The sequence below is a fragment of the Arthrobacter sp. D2-10 genome (genome assembly GCF_054161285.1).
Window position 1 is genome coordinate 2,203,093 of record NZ_CP096431.1, and the last position, 17,378, is coordinate 2,220,470.

Genomic DNA, 17,378 nt, shown 5'->3' on the forward strand with positions numbered 1-17,378 from the left:
TTGTCACCTTATTACTGGGGCAATATCGATGGGCAAAGGAAATTGCAGCAGTCTTGTTCCTTAGCGGAGCTCGGCGGACAGCAACTGCTGGGCTGCTCCGATCACGGTGATCTTTTGGTCACTGCCTGCGGCGGGAACATACATCATGACGGCTTCCCCATAACGGACGTCGATGCCGTCCTCCGTTGATTCCTCGCCGGTGAGTGTCTCGTAGACCGTTCCCTCGAGGGCGATCGAGTCACCCGGTCCTTCGGGAATGCTGCTGTAGGTATGGTCAAGGTAACCGAACACCATAGCTCCCCCGTCACCGGTGGAGATTGCCTTGGTGTACTCGGCCACCGGCTCATGCGTAAAGGTAATCTCGGCCGAGTCATTGCCTGCGTCCGCAACGACATCGGACTGGAATGATGTGATCGCATCCGCAAAGGAATTCGGTTCGAAGGTGGCCGCGTTCCCACCGTCCGGGCTGGTCAGGTAGTCAGCGATAGCCGCGACTGCGTCTTCGGGGGAAGCCACGAGCTCCTCGCCTGCATCCGCTGCCAACTCACTGAGACCCTCTGGGGACCCTGCCGTGGGGAAGGTGGTGCCCGGCAACATCTGGATGGACGAGGTAAGCCTGTAGTTCGACCGCGGATCCTCCTGCACCAGCACCAGGGCCTGGGGCACCGGGCTGGCATCGCCCTGCGTCAGGGCAACGACCGTCCGGGGCCAGTCGCTTCCGGTGGGAATCATCGTGGTGAGGACCGGATCGGCTGCTACCGGCGTCGGCGCGGGCACCTCGTCCGCCGTTGAGCGGACTGAATAATTGGCGCTGCGCAACGTGGCGGCTGCGTCCGCGACACGCGATTCGAGGAGCGTCGCATCAGCGGCGGCGTCGGCCTCTGTCACTGCAGTGGCGACCGAGGCGAGGATCCGGTCGAGCTGGCTGTCGAGGATCACTGGGTACTGTTCCCCGGATGTCCCCTCGGCCGGCGCAGCGGATTCAACCGGCGGCGCTGATTCTGTTTCCGATGCGGCACTCACTGCCGTTCCCGACAATCCGAGCACGGCGGCAAGACCCAGGACCGACCACGGACGGACCGTATGGACGGCGAAAGAATGCCCGTTGTTGCGACGACGGTTCTGCTGCCGCGTATGCGCCCGGGTTCCGGCAGCGACGGCTTCACGGCGGCTTCGACGAGGTCTGACGAACAGCAGCGCGATACCGAGAACCAAGAGCAGGGCGCCAAGAATGATCAGTGGAACAGCCCAGGGTGTGGCAGTGTCATTGGGGCTCGTGACTGAGATCGCGGTTGGTGCGGGCGCTTCGCCGTCGGCGGCAATGAGGATGGACCATTCGCCCTCTCCCGGATCGAGCCAGCGGTGAGTCAGGGTGCCTTCGGCGGTCTCCTCGCTCGTCCACAGGTCCGCACCGCTGGGGTTGGGAACCGTGTCTTCACCTTCGGCGAACTCAGTCTGAAGCTCATTCTCGCCTACGCCGGTGATGGTCAGGTGGGCAGCCTCACCCACCCAGGCATCGACGTCGGACGCCCTGCCCACTGCGAGCGTGAAAGCGCCCTCCGACTCCACCGTGATGTCGATGTCCTCGGCATCTGCTTCCTTCGCACCGGCGTCAATGACGGTGACCGGGCCGCTCGGGGCATCTGCCGGAACCGCAACAGTCACAGTGGCGGGCGGCGCCCACCACGTGAGCTGGCCGATTCCCAGCAATACCAGCAGCGTGCCGATCACCATGACGGGAACAGCAAAAGGAAAGCGCACTCGAGAACCTAACGTTGGTTGGGTCAAGCCCGGTGACCGGGCGGAAGGGACTAGACCCCATGGTAACGAAGAAGTCTCGGTAGAACCTGTCGGCCGCAGCGGGCGCACCTCGACCGTCCGACGGCGGGCGGTGCGGTCCTGTTACTGTTTCGCTAGTCATGCAACCGGCCCTGCCCGGACCGATACGCAAAGGAAAGCGGATCTTACGTGAGTGAACACGAGGACGTGCCGGTCGGCGAACCTCTGCCGCGTCCGGCGTCGTCAGTGGACCAGACGCAGCCTGAGCCGGCCGACGCAGGGGAAGCTGCGCCGGCCCGCCCGCAGGTCCGGCGCCGGGGTCTCGGCTTCGCCGTGACCCGGTTGCGGCACATGGTTCCGGTCGCGCAGCCCCGCCCGCGTTTCGAGTTTCCGCCTGAGCGCAGCGACGACATTCCAGTCGACGAATCCGTCAGCATCAGCGATGAGCGCTTGAAGTTCGGCGGCCCACAGCCGCGCTCGATGCGGCAGCACCCCATCCATTTCGGTTTCATGGCCAGTGTCGGTGCCGGGCTGGCGCTCCTGGCGTACTTCATGATCACCAACGTCGGCCAGCTGCTTGTCTGGATCGGTGCCGCACTCTTCATTGCACTCGGGCTCGACCCGATCGTGCGGTGGCTGGAAGGCAGAGGCGTTCCGCGCCCCGCCGGCATCTTCCTCGCCCTGCTCATGCTCGTGGGGATCATCGTCGGTTTCTTCGCGGTCCTGATTCCCACGATCGTTTCGCAGACGACCCAGCTCGTGGAGCGTGCGCCCGGCTATGCCCGGGACTTCCTCGCGTCCGACTTCTTCCAGACTGTGGACCAGCAATTCGAGGTGCGCGAGCGCGTCACCGACGAAGTGAACAGGTTCTTCGCCGACTCCGAAGCGGTGGGCGGCATCTTCGGCGGGGTTCTGGGAGTTGGAACCGTCATCCTCAACAGCCTGTTCGGCGTCCTCGTGATCCTCGTCCTGACCCTGTACTTCCTTGCGTCGCTGCCCGCGATGAAGAAGTGGGCCTACCGCCTTGCCCCGCGATCCCGGCGCGCCCGTGTTGAGAGGCTCTCGGAAGAAATCACCCGCAGCGTCGGCAACTACGTGATCGGCCAGGCCTGCGTCGCCCTTCTGAACGCCTCCTTCGCGTTCATCTTCATGTCGATCGCGGACGTTCCATTCTCCGTGCTGCTCGCATTTATCGTCGCGATGCTGGCGTTCATTCCGTTGGTCGGCGCGGTGATTGCCGCCGTCGTCGTCAGCCTCGTGGCGCTGACGGTGAGCTGGCAGACCGCGGCCCTGTTCGCGGTGCTGTATGTGGCCTATCTGCAGGTGGAGGCCTACTTCATTTCGCCGCGCATCATGCAGAAGGCAGTCGCAGTACCGGGCGCGGTCGCCGTCATCGCGGTGATCGCGGGCGGAACCCTGCTGGGCGTGCTTGGCGCGCTCATTGCCATCCCCCTGGCGGCGGGTGCGATGCTGCTCCTCAAAGAGGTCTTCATCGCGCGCCAGGACAACCAGTAACCACGGCTGATCAACCGTTAGTCGGCGCTTGCCGCCCGTCCGTCCCATTCAGTCGGGAGGGTCACCGGCCGCGAGAGTACGACGCCCGCAATCTCCTCCAGCACCCGGCTCACGAACTTCTCCCCCACCCAGAGATGCTTCGCCCCGTCGACGCCCACCACCTTGGCCTGCGGAATCCTAGCGAAACGCTCGGCGGCTTCCGGGGGCTGCAGGTAATCATCGTGCTCCGGTACGAGGACATGCAGCGGAAGCTCCGCTGCAGCCCAGGAGTCAAGGTCCGCGTCGACCGCGCGGTGGAGTGGCGGGGAGAGCAGCACTGCACCCTCGATCAGCTCGGCGACCGGTTCGCGCGCGCCATACTTCAGGCACAGCTCGGTGCCGAAACTCCAGCCGACCAGCCACACGTTGGTCAGTCCCTCGTTGACCGCCCAGTGCACGGCAGCTTCGAGATCGTGCCGTTCCAGCCCGCCGCCGTCGAACTCGCCGTCGCTGCAGCCGCGCGGGGAACAGGTTCCCCTGGTGTTGAACCGGAGGACCGCGATGTCTGCCATCGCGGGAAGCCGGAACGAGGCCTTGCGGTAGACGTGGGAGTCCATGAATCCGCCGGCCGTGGGCAGTGGGTGCAGCGTCACGAGCGTGGCCGCCGGCGTCTTGCCCTCGGGTGCGGCGAACTCCCCCACCAGCGTCTTGCCGTCCGCCGTGGTGAGCTCAATGTTGCGCCGGATTGCCGGCAGAACGGTGCCCGGACGGATCCTCGTGGGTTCGGGGCTGTCGGAAAACTGGTAGGCCGGCTCTGCGCTTGTCATCTGGTCGAGTCTACCGATGGAGCGCGGTCGGTCGCGGTAACGGCGAGGGCCTGGCTATCCGGAGCGTCGGGTGCGCCAGCACGTCAGATGCCAGTGGCGCCGGTCCGCAAGCGCCGTTTCAGCTCCGAACAGGGAATCTTCCTGCCACGCCACCAGATGCGCGACGCCGGGCGGAATGTCGCGGTGGCAACCGGGGCACAGGTAGTGCTTCGCGGCGTTCTGTTCAGTGATGATCCTCACCGACCACACGCCGTCGGGCGCAGACTCCCTCGTCGGGATGCCGGCGCGCGCCCTCTCAAGATCCAGTTCCGGGGCGTCGGCCCACTTGCGGCGCGGCTGTCCGCGGGGCTTGCGCGGCTGGTTGGATCGGGGCATGGAACCAGTCTGCACCGAGTGCTCGATGATCAGGAAACCAGCGACGGGCCGGTAAAGTGCCAAGGGTGCGTTTAGTCATAGCCCGCTGCTCAGTCGATTACATCGGTCGCCTTCGCGCCCACCTTCCGCTCGCCACCCGGCTCCTGATGGTCAAAGCCGATGGATCGGTGCTGGTGCATTCCGACGGCGGCTCCTACAAGCCGTTGAACTGGATGAGCCCGCCTGCCACCCTCCGCATTGTCGAGCCCGCGGCCGAGGACATCGAGCTTGGCGTGACCGAGACCTGGAACGTTCAGCATGCCAAGAGTGATGACCGCCTGGTCATCAGCATTCACGAACTACTTCACGAAAGTTCCCATGACCTCGGAGTGGACCCCGGACTGGTCAAGGACGGCGTCGAAGCTGACCTGCAGCGCCTGCTCGCCGAGCAGATCTCTCTCCTCGGGGATGGCTATTCACTCATCCGCCGTGAATACATGACTGCTATCGGGCCGGTCGATATTCTCGCCAGGGACGGACAGGGCCGTACTGTGGCCATCGAATTGAAGCGTCGGGGCGACATCGACGGGGTGGAGCAGTTGACCCGGTACCTGGAGTTGCTCAATCGCGACCCCCTCATGGCTCCGGTCAAGGGCGTGTTTGCGGCGCAGCAGATCAAGCCCCAGGCACGGGTACTCGCTCAGGATCGCGGCATCGACTGCCTCACCCTCGATTACGATGCGATGCGCGGCGTGGACGACGTCGATTCCCGCTTGTTCTAACGGCGTCGCCGCTGATCCTGACTGTCAATAGTCAGGTTTGAACCGGTTAGCATGTGGCTGTTCAGCCAGATATTCGAATTTCGGCTTAACAATCGGTTTAATCGTCGGATTGTCCGTTGACCAGTGCATACGGCTATGTGATGCTTATTTCAGTCTTTGTGTACGTGGTTTTCATGCTCGCAAGACAGGTTGCGAGCGTGAAGTTTCTCGTACGGCACAAGGTAATTCTTGTCCTCGATGGAATTTCCGCGAAGTAACTCGCGGTCGGCGCACAGTGTGCCGGCTGGAAATTTGTTCCATTATGAGGAGAAATATAAATGGCACAGGGAACCGTCAAGTGGTTCAACGCTGAGAAGGGCTTCGGCTTCATCACGCCGGACGACTCCGAAGGCGATGTTTTTGTTCACTACTCCGAAATCCAGACCGGCGGATTCCGGACTCTTGATGAAAACCAGCGTGTACAGTTCGAGATCGGCCAGGGCGCCAAGGGTCCCCAGGCTACCGGCGTCACCGCCCTGTAACTCGTTCCAGCGCAAATAGTCAGGGCCCCCACTTGTGCGGGGGCCCTGACTATTTAACGGGTTTCCATAGGCTTTACCAGCGCGGGAGTCGTTGCGGCCGCCGGGCCGTTAACGCCAGGTACCGATTCCGATGACCGGGCCGGCTTCAAGCCAGGATGATAGACCCGCATAGACGTCGAACTTCATTGCGAGGAGCACTTCGGTCCCCTCGTAACTGAGGGTTACGACCACAGCGTCCGCTGGAATGGACGCCTTCTCGGCCTCCGTAGGCTCACGCCGTCCCTTCAACTCAAGCGAGCTTCGCAGGTAGCGGTGCCTGGGCCGTGGGCTCAGCGAGACCAACCGCAGCCACTCCAGGTGCTTGTCCGTATACCGACAAACCCCCACCCGCCATCCCTTGTTAGGGAGACGGATGGAGGCGTCGAACGTCCCGAGAGCCGTGCGTAACTGATAGCGCCGAAGACAGAAAGCGCCGATCACGAGCACCAGCAGGGCAAAGAGCACTGCGAGCGTGATGAACGTCAGATCGATACCGTCCATCAGGCTCTACGCTACTTTGCGTCTGCGGTCACTGAACCGCCGATCCTGGCGTTGTCGGCAACAATCACCACACGGTTGCTGTCCACGGAGAAGAAGCCCCCATCCACGCCTACGGTCAGGCGTTCGCCTGACACCGGCTGGATGGCGAGTTCGCCCTCGGCGAGGATAGCCAGTACCGGAGAGTGGCCGGGAAGGATCCCGATCTCACCGTCAGCTGTACGGGCCTTGACCATGGTCGCAGCGCCGGACCACACGAAGTGATCCGCCGCGACGATTTCAACTTCAAGTTCAGCCATGGGGGCTTACTTTCCGCTCTGCTCTTGGATCCGTGCCCACTGGCGCTCGACGTCGTCCAGGCCGCCGATGTTGAAGAATGCCTGCTCCGCGATGTGGTCGAGGTCACCGTTGCAAATCGCATTGAAGCCCTCGATGGTGTCCTTGATGCTCACGGTGGAGCCCTCAACACCCGTGAACTGCTTTGCGGTGTAGGTGTTCTGGGACAGGAACTGCTGGATACGGCGAGCACGGGAGACGACGATCTTGTCTTCTTCAGACAGTTCGTCCACGCCCAGGATCGCAATGATGTCCTGGAGTTCCTTGTTCTTCTGCAGGATCTGCTTGACGCGGACTGCAGTGTTGTAGTGATCGTGACCGATGTACTGCGGATCAAGGATTCGCGAAGTCGAGGTCAGCGGATCGATAGCGGGGTACAGGCCGCGCGACGCGATTTCACGCGAAAGCTCGGTGGTTGCATCCAGGTGCGCGAAGGTGGTGGCCGGAGCAGGGTCGGTGTAATCGTCTGCAGGGACATAGATGGCCTGCATCGAGGTGATCGAGTGACCCTTGGTGGACGTGATGCGCTCCTGCAGGAGGCCCATCTCGTCTGCCAGGTTGGGCTGGTAGCCAACGGCGGAAGGCATGCGGCCCAGCAGGGTCGAAACCTCGGAACCGGCCTGGGTGAAGCGGAAGATGTTGTCAATGAAGAGCAGCACGTCCTGCTTCTGAACATCACGGAAGTACTCCGCCATGGTCAGCGCCGACAGTGCTACGCGCAGACGCGTGCCCGGCGGCTCATCCATCTGGCCGAACACAAGGGCCGTGTCCTTTAGGACGCCTGCCTCTTCCATTTCAACCCAGAGGTCGTTACCTTCACGGGTGCGCTCACCGACACCGGCGAATACCGAGGTACCACCGAAGTTACGTGCAACACGCGTGATCATTTCCTGAATGAGGACGGTCTTGCCGACGCCGGCGCCACCGAACAGTCCGATCTTTCCACCTTTGATGTAGGGGGTCAGAAGGTCGATGCTCTTGATGCCCGTCTCGAGCATCTCGGTGGAGCCTTCGAGGGACGCGAAGGACGGAGCCTTACGGTGAATCGGCCAGCGCTCGGTGATCTGGAGCTGGGACTCTTCGACGTCGAGGGGCTTGCCCAGGACGTTGAAGATGTGACCCTTGACCCCGTCACCGACGGGAACCGAGATGGCTGCCCCGGTGTCCTGCACGACGGTGCCGCGAACAAGGCCGTCAGTTGCCTGCAGGGAGATCGCGCGAACCAGGTTGTCGCCGAGGTGCTGCGAGGTCTCGAAGGTGATCGTGTGTGTCTGGCCGTTGAGGGTCACCTCGGTGGTCAGCGCGTTGTAGATGGCGGGAATGGCGTCAGCCGGGAACTCGACGTCGACAACCGGGCCGATGACACGGGCAATGCGGCCGGTCGCGCCGGGGGCAACTGAGTCCGTACTGTTCTCAACAGTCTGGGCAGTCATCTCTCTCACTTCATTCGGTAGATGGCGTGGTGCTAATAGTAGTGCGGGGTGGGACCCGGAGGGATCCGCGGAGGCTGGGGGTCAGGACGCGCTCAGTGCGTCCGCGCCCGCCACGATCTCCGAGAGCTCCTGCGTGATCTCCGCCTGGCGGGCGGTGTTGCGAAGGCGCGTGTACTTTTTGATCAGTTCAGTGGCGTTGTCGCCCGCCGACTTCATAGCGCGCTGACGGGCCGCCAGCTCGCTCGCAGCCGCCTGGAGCAGCGCTGCGAAGATCCGGGACTCGATGTATCGCGGAAGCAAAGCATCCAGCACCCGCTCGGGTTCCGGCTCGTACTCGTACAGCGGGAGGATTTCCGATTCGCTGGCGGCTTCCTCTTCCACGACCTCCAGTGGCAACAGTCGGATGACTGTCGGTTCCTGGGTGACCATCGAACGGAAGCGGGTGTAGACGACATGGATCTCGTCGACGCCACCGTCTTCGAAATCCGTCCCGAACTGTTCCAGGAGCACCTGACCCACCTCGCGTGCAGTCTCGAACTCCGGTGCATCCGTGCCTCCGGTCCACACCTGCTCGTACGGCCGGCTGCGGAAGTCGAAATACGCCTGGGCCTTGCGTCCAATCAGGTAGGTCTTGACTTCCTTGCCCTCCTCGCGCAACAGCTCGATGAGGGATTCTGCCTGCTTCAGCACGGTGGCGGAATAGGAGCCCGCCAGGCCTCTGTCCGAGGTGAGGATGAGCACTGCCGCACGCCGAATCTGCTCCGGCTCGGTGGTCAGCGGGTGATCGATCTCGGACTGCGACGCCACAGCGGAAACTGCGCGGGTGATTGCGTTGGCATAGGGCAGTGACGAGGATACGCGTGCGCGCGCCTTGCCAATGCGAGAGGTGGCGATCAGTTCCATCGCCTTGAAGATCTTCCGCATCGACGTCGTCGACACGATCTTCTGGCGGTAGACCCGGATCTGGGCTCCCATACTTGTCCTTTCCTTCGTAGTCCCGTGAAGGCACTACGGCTCAGGCGCCGGGCGTCCGCGCGCTATGCGCGGACGCCCGTGCCGTTAGCGCTTCTGCTTGACGATCTTTTCCTGGTCCACAGCGCCCTCGTCGAGCGGGCTGTATTCCTCGTGCCCCGCAACAAGACCGTCATGGCCCTCATTGAAGAAGCCCTGCTTGAAGTCCGTGATGTGGGTCTTCAGCTCCTGGACAGTGGAGTCCTCGAGCAGGTTGGTCTGCCCGATTGTCGTCAGCACGGAGGACTTGTGGCGCAGGTGCTCCAGGAAGCGGGACTCGAACTTGCGGATGTCCTCAACCGGAACATCGTCAAGGTAACCGTTGGTGCCGGCCCAGATTGAAACAACCTGCTCCTCCACCGGGAACGGTGCGTACTGGCCCTGCTTCAGGAGCTCCATCAGGCGGGCACCACGCGTCAGCTGCTGACGAGAAGCGGCATCCAGGTCCGAGGCGAACATCGCAAAGGCCTGCATGTCACGGTACTGGGCGAGATCGAGCTTCAAAGTACCCGAAACCTTCTTCATCGCCTTCACCTGAGCGGCACCGCCTACGCGGGACACTGACACACCCACGTCTACGGCAGGACGCTGATTGGCGTTGAACAGATCCGACTGGAGGAAGATCTGACCGTCCGTAATGGAGATGACGTTGGTCGGGATGTAGGCCGATACGTCATTCGCCTTGGTCTCGATGAGCGGAAGACCGGTCATCGAACCTGCGCCGAGCTCGTCAGAGAGCTTGGCACAACGCTCCAGCAGACGGGAGTGCAGGTAGAAGACGTCGCCCGGGTAGGCTTCGCGTCCCGGCGGACGACGCAGCAGGAGAGACACAGCGCGGTAGGCTTCCGCCTGCTTCGACAGGTCATCAAAGATGATCAGAACGTGCTTGCCGCCGTACATCCAGTGCTGGCCGATGGCCGAGCCTGCGTAGGGTGCAAGGTACTTGAAGCCTGCGGGGTCAGACGCCGGAGAAGCCACGATGGTGGTGTACTCCAGGGCACCCTTGTCTTCGAGGGTCTGGCGAACAGCAGCGATCGTCGAGGCCTTCTGCCCGATGGCGACGTAGATGCAGCGAACCTGCTTCTGGACGTCTCCGGACTCCCAGTTGGCCTTCTGGTTGATGATCGTGTCCACGGCGATCGCGGTCTTGCCGGTCTGGCGGTCACCGATGATGAGCTGGCGCTGACCGCGACCGATCGGAATCATTGCGTCGATAGCCTTGAGCCCGGTCTGCATCGGCTCGTGTACCGACTTACGCTGGGTGACACCAGGCGCCTGAAGCTCGAGCGCGCGACGCGCCTCCGCCTTGATTTCACCGAGATCGTCGATGGGCTGTCCCAGCGGGTCGACTACGCGGCCGAGGAATGCGTCACCGACGGGCACGGAGAGAATCTCTCCGGTGCGGTGTACTTCCTGACCTTCTTCGATGCCGGTGTAGTCACCGAGGACGACGACGCCGATTTCACGGGTGTCGAGGTTCTGGGCGAGGCCCAGAGTGCCGTCTTCGAAGCGCAGCAGCTCGTTCGCCATGACGGAGGGAAGGCCCTCTACCCTGGCGATGCCGTCGCTTGCGGTTGTTACGCGGCCGACTTCGACCCGCTCCGCGTTTCCGGGTTCGTAGGACGCCGCGAACTCGTTCAACGCATTACGGACGTCGTCGGCGTTGATGGTCAATTCGGCCATCTGCAGTCCCTGCTCTCCTGTGTTGTGATCACCGCGGGTGGCGGCGACCGGTGTTGTATTCGTCTGTGTCGAAGCCCGCGAGCTTCAGCGTTGCCGTAGCCCGAGGCTAAACAGCCATTTTCCGGCGGAGTTCGGACAGGCGGGTTACCGCCGTGGCGTCCACCACTTCGTCGCCCACCTTGACGCGAACGCCACCCACGAGGAGCGGATCCACGGTCACATTGATCTTGAGGTCCCGCCCGTACAGTGAGTTCAACCCGGCCTGAAGACGTGCGTACTGCTCATCAGACAGCGGACGGGTGACGCTGACGTGAGCAATCCACCGCTCCTGGCGCAGGGCCACGAGCTCAATGAAGCGTTCCACCAATGCAGAAGGACGCAGCCCGCGGGGCGAAAGAACCGCCTGGCGAATCAGCAGCCGCGCTTCATCTCCGGCCGCGGGAACGAGCTTCAGGGCAAGTGCCACCTTGGAAGATCCGGCAGCCTGGGGCTCCGACAGCGCGCGCTGGAGATCGTGGTTCGACTCAACGACACTCAGGAAGGAGAAAAGATCGTTCTCCAGACCCTCGAGGCCCAGAATTCCCTGTCCCCTGTTTTCCGCCACCGCGATGGCGACGGTCGCAGCAAGTGCTTCCAACGCATCCCCGAGGTCACGGGGCTTGGCCCAGCGGCGGGCTACAAGATCCCGGAGGATTTCCCCAGCCTCGGGGGAAACCCGACCCGCGAACAACCGTGTTGCAAGGGAAACCTTGTCCTCGCCTTCACGGTTGGGATCCGTCAGGGCACGGCGGAGTCCTGCATTGCTGTCGAGAGTATCGAGCACTCCGAAGAGCTCCTCCGCCAGGACCAGCGACGCTGACCGAAGGCGGGGTTCGAGCTCCAGCTGTGCCGCCGTGAGGGACTGGCTTGATACGCCTGCCATTATTTGGCTGCACCTGCGCTCTGGGTAGCGGACTGCGCCTCCAGGTCAGCAAGGAAACGATCGACGACGCGAGCTGAACGTGCGTCGTCGGCCAGGGACTCGCCAACGATTCGGCTGGCCAACTCGGTCGCGAGGGTTCCGACCTCTGCACGCAGCGAAACGACTGCTGCCTGGCGGTCCGCCTCGATCTGAGCCTCAGCCTGCGCGGAGATGCGGGTCGCTTCCACGACAGCCTTCTCCTTGAGCTCAGCCAGGATCTGGGCGCCTTCTGCACGTGCTTCCTCGCGAATGCGATTAGCCTCAGTGCGAGCGTCCAGGAGCTGCTGCTTGTACTCCTCGCGCGCTGCGTTGGCCTCGGCCTGTGCGGCCTCCGCCTTCGCGATGCCGCCTTCAATGGCCTCAGTCCGCTCTGCAAACGTCTTTTCAAACGCCGGCATGACGAACTTGATAACGATGTACATCAGTACAGCGAAGCCCGCGACCGTGACCAGCAACTCCCACAGGTTGGGTGCGAGGGGGCTTTCGGCTGCAAGTATGACTGCGTTATCCATGTTTCACCCGTCTTTCTACAACTAGTCCGTTTGGTTGACCAGCGACTCTTCTAGAGTACGAAGGCGAAGACCAGACCGAGAATGGCGAGGGCTTCGGTCAGTGCGAGACCAAGGAATGCGATTGGCTGCAGCACGCGCTGTGCTTCGGGCTGACGAGCAACACCGTTGATGTACGCGGCGAACACGAGGCCCACACCGATACCACCGCCGATTGCGGAGAGACCGTAACCTACGAGGTTCAGATTGCCTTCCATTTTTTTCCTTTCAAGATGCCGCGCTATGCGGCAGGTTGGTTGGGATCATCCCCAGCGGGGAAGACTTTGTTACGTGTTAGTGGGCGTCCGCGTGGAGCGCGCCCTCAATGTAGATCGCGGCAAGCAGGGTGAACACATAGGCCTGCAGGACCATGATCAAAGCTTCGAGCATGTACATGGCGATCGCTCCGCCCAGAACCAGGAGCCCGGTCCCCTGCAGCAGTACGTTGCCGGAGAGCGCCATGAATTCGATCGCGCTGCCCGCCAGCATGACGATGAGGTGGCCGGCCAGCATGGTTGCGAACAAACGGAGGGAGTGTGTGACCGGTCGAACCAGGAAGTTGGAGATGATTTCGATCGGCACCACGAGCGGCATGATGTACCACGGGACGCCCGACGGGACGACCGCAAGTTTGAAGTAGCGCAGGCCGTGCTTCTTTACGCCGACCGCGATCCAGAGAATATAGAAGATCGCGGCGATCGCGTAGGCGCTGCCCGGGTGGGAGAAACTCGGGATCTGCAGCAGGGGAACTGCGCCGAAAATGTTGTTCACCAGGATGAAGAAGAAGGCGGTGAACAGCCACGGGACGTACTTCAGGAAGTCGCGACCGCCGATGATGTCCTTGCCGATGGAGTTGCGAACGAAGCCGTAGGCGGCTTCACCAACAAACTGCAGCTTTCCGGGCACCAGCTGGCCGCGACGGGATGCAACGTAGAAGAAGGCACCGATGAGGACGACCGACAGGATGACGAGCAGCATCTGCTTGCCGAATCCCGGGGCGAACCATACGCCGTACTCGGTGTTCCACGGAAGGATGTTCGGCGGATGCGCTTCTTCGATCGTGGGTGGGACGAAGCCCTCTTCAGTGGTGGTTTGAGCGGGGAGCGCAAGCGCGATCAACGCGTTTCCTCTCTGCAGTGTCCATCGTTGGGCGTGGTTAGATCGGGCACAGCATTACTGCTCCGACGCATGAAGTTATTTGACGTCACTCTGGGGACCTTCCTCCGAACCCTGCTTGCGTTCTGGCACTGAACCAGGACCGGAAGATGTGGATCGGGTGAGGTTGTGCTTGTAGGAGAGGTAGAAACCACCCACAGCACCCAAGAGGCCCCCGGCGAGCGCGAACCAACGCGTTCCCAGGAGATTGTCCAGACCCAACCCTATCAAACTCCAGACGAGGATCCCGCCAATGATGTAGCTGAAAACGGCCAGGCCGTCGTTGTATCCGCCCTCGCCGAATCGCCCGCGTGCGTCGGGGTTCCCAAAGTCATTTCCCTGGTTCCCACCAGTGCTGGAATTGTCCTTAGGCACGCCCATCGACCGCCTGCGCTCGGGAGGGCTGGCCATCAACTTCGTTGTAAAGCTGGTGACGCGAACGGCTGAAGACCACGACCTCAACGACCTGCCACAGGACAACAGCACCGACAGCGGATCCAAAGAACCAGGCCCGTTCAAGCCACGCCGGCGTGCCGATGACGAAAAGGACGCCGGCAAAACCGACCACCTTGATGGCGTAGGTGACGATGAAGATGCCGAGGGCTCCGCTGGGATTCGACCTGCCCACGAAGTGGCCGATGAGCAGGCTTACTCCGAAGAAAAGCGCGACGACTGCATAACCAAAGGCAGCGCTTGCTGCAGCATTCATGCCCTGCAGCAGTACGGCCACGAGGACCGCGACCAGGAGCGTGGAACCTGTCACAACCAGGCAGCGCAGCAGTATTCGCAGCCACAAGGAATCCGTGGGCCCTGAGGCGGGGACGCCGGACACACGGGCGCGCGAGGCGTCTGGTGTACTCATCGGGTTCCGTCCATCAAGGGGTGGCAAAGCCGGCGAGACTGGCCGGACTGTTCCATGAAATTCTACAACAGATAGAAATCACCCTCCCGCGGTAGTTGCCTCACCTAACTACAACCTGAGCGGTCCTCCGCCCGCCGAGAATTCTCGGGGAATAGATGTAAAGCGCTACAACCGACGCCGCAAACAGTGAACAGGCGATTGCCAGCGGCGGCGGAGCGGTGGCCAACACAAAGCCCGCAACACCGACCAGCGCTGAGCTGACGGTGACCACGAGCGCTGCCTGCACGTGGCTGAGTCCCACGTCCGTGAGCCGCTGGTAGACGTGCTCACGATGCGATGCGTACCAGCGTTCACCCGCCCGGACGCGCCGAAGGAAAGTGATGAAGGTGTCAGCCAGATAGATCAGCACGGGCGAGAAGAGATACTCGAGGTAGACCCCTGCCAGCAATCCCGCCACGGCCATTCCCGCGATGGATGCCCCCAGGAGGTAGCTGCCGACATCGCCCAGAAAGACGAAACCCCGCCCGAGATTCCAGGGAAGAAATCCGGCAAAAGCCGCGGCGACCACCAGGCCCGCGACTGTGAGCCAGAACTGACCCACCATGGCGCCGGCAACGGAGTAGAAGACTCCGACCAGAACGCCGTGGAACCCGGAGATCCCGTTGATGCCGTCCATGAAGTTGGCAGCATTCACGTAGGCCGCAACGGCAAGGGCACCGACCGGAATCCACCAGAACGACTGTTCAGTGGTCCAGGCGAGAGCGGCTGTGCCGATAGCGCCGATCGCCAGCTGGACCAGGGCACGCGAGCGGATGGACAGCCCCCTGTAATCCTCAATCCACCCGAGCAGCGCCGCAGCCGACACGATGGCGAGGATGATAAGAACTATGGATCGGTCGACAGGAACCAGACCGGTCAGTATTGACAATGACAACCCGACGAAAATACCGATCGCAACGGTAATCCCCACCCCGCGGATCACCACGGAGGTATGGGAAGAACGCTCGTTGGGTACGTCGAGCACTCCGAGCTTCTGGAGGATGGGCTTCAGCACGAACGGCAGGAGAAGACTGAGCAGCAGGGCCGCACCCACGACTACCCACAGCAGCATGGTCAGGCCCCTTTTTCAGCCGGAGGGTCGATACGCTCCGAATATACTTCGATGCCGCCCTTGGCTTTCCAGTCCCGCAGGTCCAGCATTGCCGGATCGAGCGCTGCCACCCGTGTGTGCGAAATCTTCGGATGGAGTGGCCGGGAGTCGTCCTCGTCGATGCCTACCAGGTCCTCATGCAGCTTTTCACCCTTGCGTAATCCGGTGAAAACGATGTCGATATCCTTCCCGGACATCGCGATCATGCGTCGCGCCACGTCCAGGATCTTGACCGGTTCGCCCATGTCCAGGATGAGCACCTCCCCTCCCCTGCCGATGGCCCCAGCCTGAATGACCAGCTGACACGCTTCGGGGATGGTCATGAAGAACCGGGTGACTTCCGGGTCGGTGACGGTGATGGGACCGCCCACCCGGATCTGCTCGGTGAAGAGCGGCAGCATGGACCCGCGGCTTCCAATGACGTTTCCGAACCTGACGGATACGTACTGCTTGCCGGACGCGCCGGCAGTCCAGGCGGTGAGTTTCTCTGCCACGCGCTTGGAATGTCCGAGAACGCTGGTGGGGTTGGCTGCCTTGTCAGTCGAGATGTTCACGAAGTTGCTGACTCCGGCCGCTTCGGCTGCGCGAAGGACATTGAGTGTTCCGAGCACATTGGTCTTCCACGCTTCCTCGGGATACTGCTCGAGAAGGGAGACGTGCTTGAGCGCAGCTGCATGAAAGACGACTTCCGGCTTGCGGTCCAGGAAGATTGCGCGGAGTGTGTCCGCTTCCCGAATGTCAGCGAGAACGGTGTCCCGTCCCGTCAGCAGTCCCCTGCCGGTCAGTGAGATCTGCGTCGTCTGGAGTCCTGTCTCGTCCCGGTCGAGCATGATCAGCTCCGCCGGACTGAACTCGGCGATCTGACGGCACAGCTCGGAACCGATCGAACCGCCGGCACCGGTCACCAGCACGCGTCGGCCCGCTATGTACCCCGCGACTTCATCAGGGTGGATGTCCACTGGTCGCCTGCCGATGAGGTCCTCGACTGCCACCTCCCTGAAGTCGGCCAGGTCCTTGCCGCCCCCTCCGGCAAGCATCTCGCTCAACGGAGGCAGAACCAGCACCCGCATGTTCAGCCCGTCCACAAGGTCCGAAACCCGCCGTACCTGGGAGGCTTCGACGTCGGAGAACGCAATGACCAGGGCGGTTGCGCGTGTGCGTTTGGCGATGTCGGGCAGGTCCTCGAGCCGCCCCAGCACGGGTACCGTCGCCAGCCGCAAGTGCTTCTTTGCAGGGTCATCGTCGATCAGGCCGACCGGAAAGTATGGGGATTCGCGGTCCTGCATCATGCGGGTGACCAGCGACTTGCCGAGGAACCCCGCGCCATAGATCAAGGTGCGCTGCGCGTCATCACCCGGCTTGGCCTTGCTCTCGACGTACATCCGCTTGAGGTAGCGCGTCGACGCCATGAAGATGCAGGCGAACGGGAAGGCGATGACCGCCACACTGCGCGGTATCTGGATGACACTGATGAAAGCAACGCTGACGAGCAGCAGAATGACCGACACGATCACCGTGACGATGACCAGCAGCCGCGCCTCGTGGAAGCTGCCGAACGCGTAGCGCCCCCGGTACAGCGCAAAGCTGATGCCGATGATGAGCTGTGAGAGGACAGCCACGGCACAGATGGCGACGGCTCCGGGAACGTTGATCTGGGTGACCAGGAGTTCGAGGCGGAGAATCAGCGCAAGGAAGACCGCCACGATCCAGGCGAGCGAGTCGAACGCGTACTGCGACCACAGCCACAGAGCCGGCTTGTCGGTCCTGCCGGCGGAGTCGTCGCGATTCGCGCGGTGCGCCGAATGCTGGTTGTCCGTCTGTGTCATGGTTCCTTTGAGTGGGCAGGCAGCTTGCGTTCCGCCACCACCGTCCGGCGCGAAATCGCCAGCCGGGCCGTGTAATAGACTTTCCGTACCCGAGAATACTAGCCCGACTGATGCGCGCC

The 17,378-nt window shown here is 62.4% G+C and carries 19 protein-coding genes; 3 read left to right on the top strand and 16 right to left on the bottom strand.

Features of this window, described 5'->3' with window-relative positions; genetic code table 11:
* Nucleotides 1-60: 60 nt before the first annotated feature.
* Nucleotides 61-1,761 carry a hypothetical protein gene (locus tag M1D74_RS10260; protein ID WP_458115255.1) on the bottom strand — a complete coding sequence of 567 codons (1,701 nt, stop codon included), beginning with the start codon at nt 1,759-1,761 and terminating at the stop codon, nt 61-63.
* A gap of 207 nt (nt 1,762-1,968) precedes the next feature.
* Here M1D74_RS10260 and M1D74_RS10265 point away from each other — a divergent pair, with 207 nt between their 5' ends.
* The gene (locus M1D74_RS10265; RefSeq protein ID WP_375164846.1) at nt 1,969-3,294 is read left to right on the top strand and encodes an AI-2E family transporter; all 1,326 of its coding nucleotides are present in this window, start codon (nt 1,969-1,971) and stop codon (nt 3,292-3,294) included.
* A gap of 17 nt (nt 3,295-3,311) precedes the next feature.
* On the opposite strand, the gene M1D74_RS10270 is transcribed toward M1D74_RS10265, so the two are convergent.
* On the bottom strand, nt 3,312-4,100 hold the full coding sequence (locus M1D74_RS10270) for an alpha/beta hydrolase (protein ID WP_458115256.1): 789 nt from the start codon (nt 4,098-4,100) through the stop codon (nt 3,312-3,314).
* Nucleotides 4,101-4,154: 54 nt separating this feature from the next.
* Entirely contained in the window at nt 4,155-4,475 is a 321-nt protein-coding gene (locus M1D74_RS10275; protein ID WP_458115257.1) for a hypothetical protein, read from the bottom strand.
* Nucleotides 4,476-4,540: 65 nt separating this feature from the next.
* Between M1D74_RS10275 and nucS the strand changes: the two genes are divergently transcribed.
* Complete coding sequence (gene nucS / locus M1D74_RS10280) at nt 4,541-5,236, top strand: endonuclease NucS (protein ID WP_309072214.1); 696 nt, start codon at nt 4,541-4,543, stop codon at nt 5,234-5,236.
* Nucleotides 5,237-5,553: 317 nt separating this feature from the next.
* A complete protein-coding gene (locus M1D74_RS10285; protein ID WP_026545871.1) occupies nt 5,554-5,757 on the top strand; it encodes a cold-shock protein in 204 nt (67 codons plus the stop codon).
* A gap of 108 nt (nt 5,758-5,865) precedes the next feature.
* Here the strand turns inward: M1D74_RS10285 and M1D74_RS10290 are convergent, their stop codons facing one another.
* The 13 genes from M1D74_RS10290 to M1D74_RS10350 all read right to left on the bottom strand — a co-directional run bounded on the left by M1D74_RS10290 (nt 5,866) and on the right by M1D74_RS10350 (nt 17,259).
* Nucleotides 5,866-6,297 (bottom strand): DUF2550 domain-containing protein, encoded by a 432-nt coding sequence (locus M1D74_RS10290; protein WP_458115258.1) that lies wholly within the window; start codon nt 6,295-6,297, stop codon nt 5,866-5,868.
* Nucleotides 6,298-6,308: 11 nt separating this feature from the next.
* The gene (locus tag M1D74_RS10295) at nt 6,309-6,593 is read right to left on the bottom strand and encodes a F0F1 ATP synthase subunit epsilon (RefSeq protein ID WP_204531162.1); all 285 of its coding nucleotides are present in this window, start codon (nt 6,591-6,593) and stop codon (nt 6,309-6,311) included.
* A gap of 6 nt (nt 6,594-6,599) precedes the next feature.
* A complete protein-coding gene (atpD, locus tag M1D74_RS10300) occupies nt 6,600-8,063 on the bottom strand; it encodes a F0F1 ATP synthase subunit beta (RefSeq protein ID WP_309072065.1) in 1,464 nt (487 codons plus the stop codon).
* 81 nt (nt 8,064-8,144) lie between these two features.
* Entirely contained in the window at nt 8,145-9,038 is an 894-nt protein-coding gene (locus tag M1D74_RS10305) for a F0F1 ATP synthase subunit gamma (protein ID WP_458115259.1), read from the bottom strand.
* Between the two features lie 84 nt (nt 9,039-9,122).
* The gene (gene atpA / locus M1D74_RS10310) at nt 9,123-10,757 is read right to left on the bottom strand and encodes a F0F1 ATP synthase subunit alpha (RefSeq protein ID WP_309072063.1); all 1,635 of its coding nucleotides are present in this window, start codon (nt 10,755-10,757) and stop codon (nt 9,123-9,125) included.
* Nucleotides 10,758-10,863: 106 nt separating this feature from the next.
* Nucleotides 10,864-11,679, bottom strand: a complete 816-nt coding sequence (locus M1D74_RS10315) for a F0F1 ATP synthase subunit delta (RefSeq protein ID WP_309072062.1) — start codon at nt 11,677-11,679, stop codon at nt 10,864-10,866.
* Nucleotides 11,679-12,230 (bottom strand): F0F1 ATP synthase subunit B, encoded by a 552-nt coding sequence (locus tag M1D74_RS10320; protein WP_309072061.1) that lies wholly within the window; start codon nt 12,228-12,230, stop codon nt 11,679-11,681. The genes M1D74_RS10315 and M1D74_RS10320 overlap by 1 nt, the downstream gene beginning before the upstream one ends.
* Before the next feature lie 50 nt (nt 12,231-12,280).
* The gene (atpE, locus tag M1D74_RS10325) at nt 12,281-12,484 is read right to left on the bottom strand and encodes an ATP synthase F0 subunit C (protein WP_009356484.1); all 204 of its coding nucleotides are present in this window, start codon (nt 12,482-12,484) and stop codon (nt 12,281-12,283) included.
* A gap of 76 nt (nt 12,485-12,560) precedes the next feature.
* Nucleotides 12,561-13,385, bottom strand: a complete 825-nt coding sequence (gene atpB, locus M1D74_RS10330; protein ID WP_309072060.1) for a F0F1 ATP synthase subunit A — start codon at nt 13,383-13,385, stop codon at nt 12,561-12,563.
* Between the two features lie 75 nt (nt 13,386-13,460).
* Complete coding sequence (locus M1D74_RS10335) at nt 13,461-13,802, bottom strand: hypothetical protein (RefSeq protein WP_375164403.1); 342 nt, start codon at nt 13,800-13,802, stop codon at nt 13,461-13,463.
* Nucleotides 13,789-14,283, bottom strand: coding sequence for a hypothetical protein (locus M1D74_RS10340; protein WP_309072058.1), 495 nt, complete (start codon nt 14,281-14,283; stop codon nt 13,789-13,791). Before M1D74_RS10340 ends, M1D74_RS10335 begins: the two co-directional genes overlap by 14 nt.
* Before the next feature lie 100 nt (nt 14,284-14,383).
* Nucleotides 14,384-15,394, bottom strand: a complete 1,011-nt coding sequence (locus tag M1D74_RS10345) for an MraY family glycosyltransferase (RefSeq protein ID WP_309072057.1) — start codon at nt 15,392-15,394, stop codon at nt 14,384-14,386.
* A 2-nt stretch (nt 15,395-15,396) separates the two neighbouring features.
* On the bottom strand, nt 15,397-17,259 hold the full coding sequence (locus tag M1D74_RS10350; protein ID WP_309072056.1) for a polysaccharide biosynthesis protein: 1,863 nt from the start codon (nt 17,257-17,259) through the stop codon (nt 15,397-15,399).
* Nucleotides 17,260-17,378: the final 119 nt, after the last annotated feature.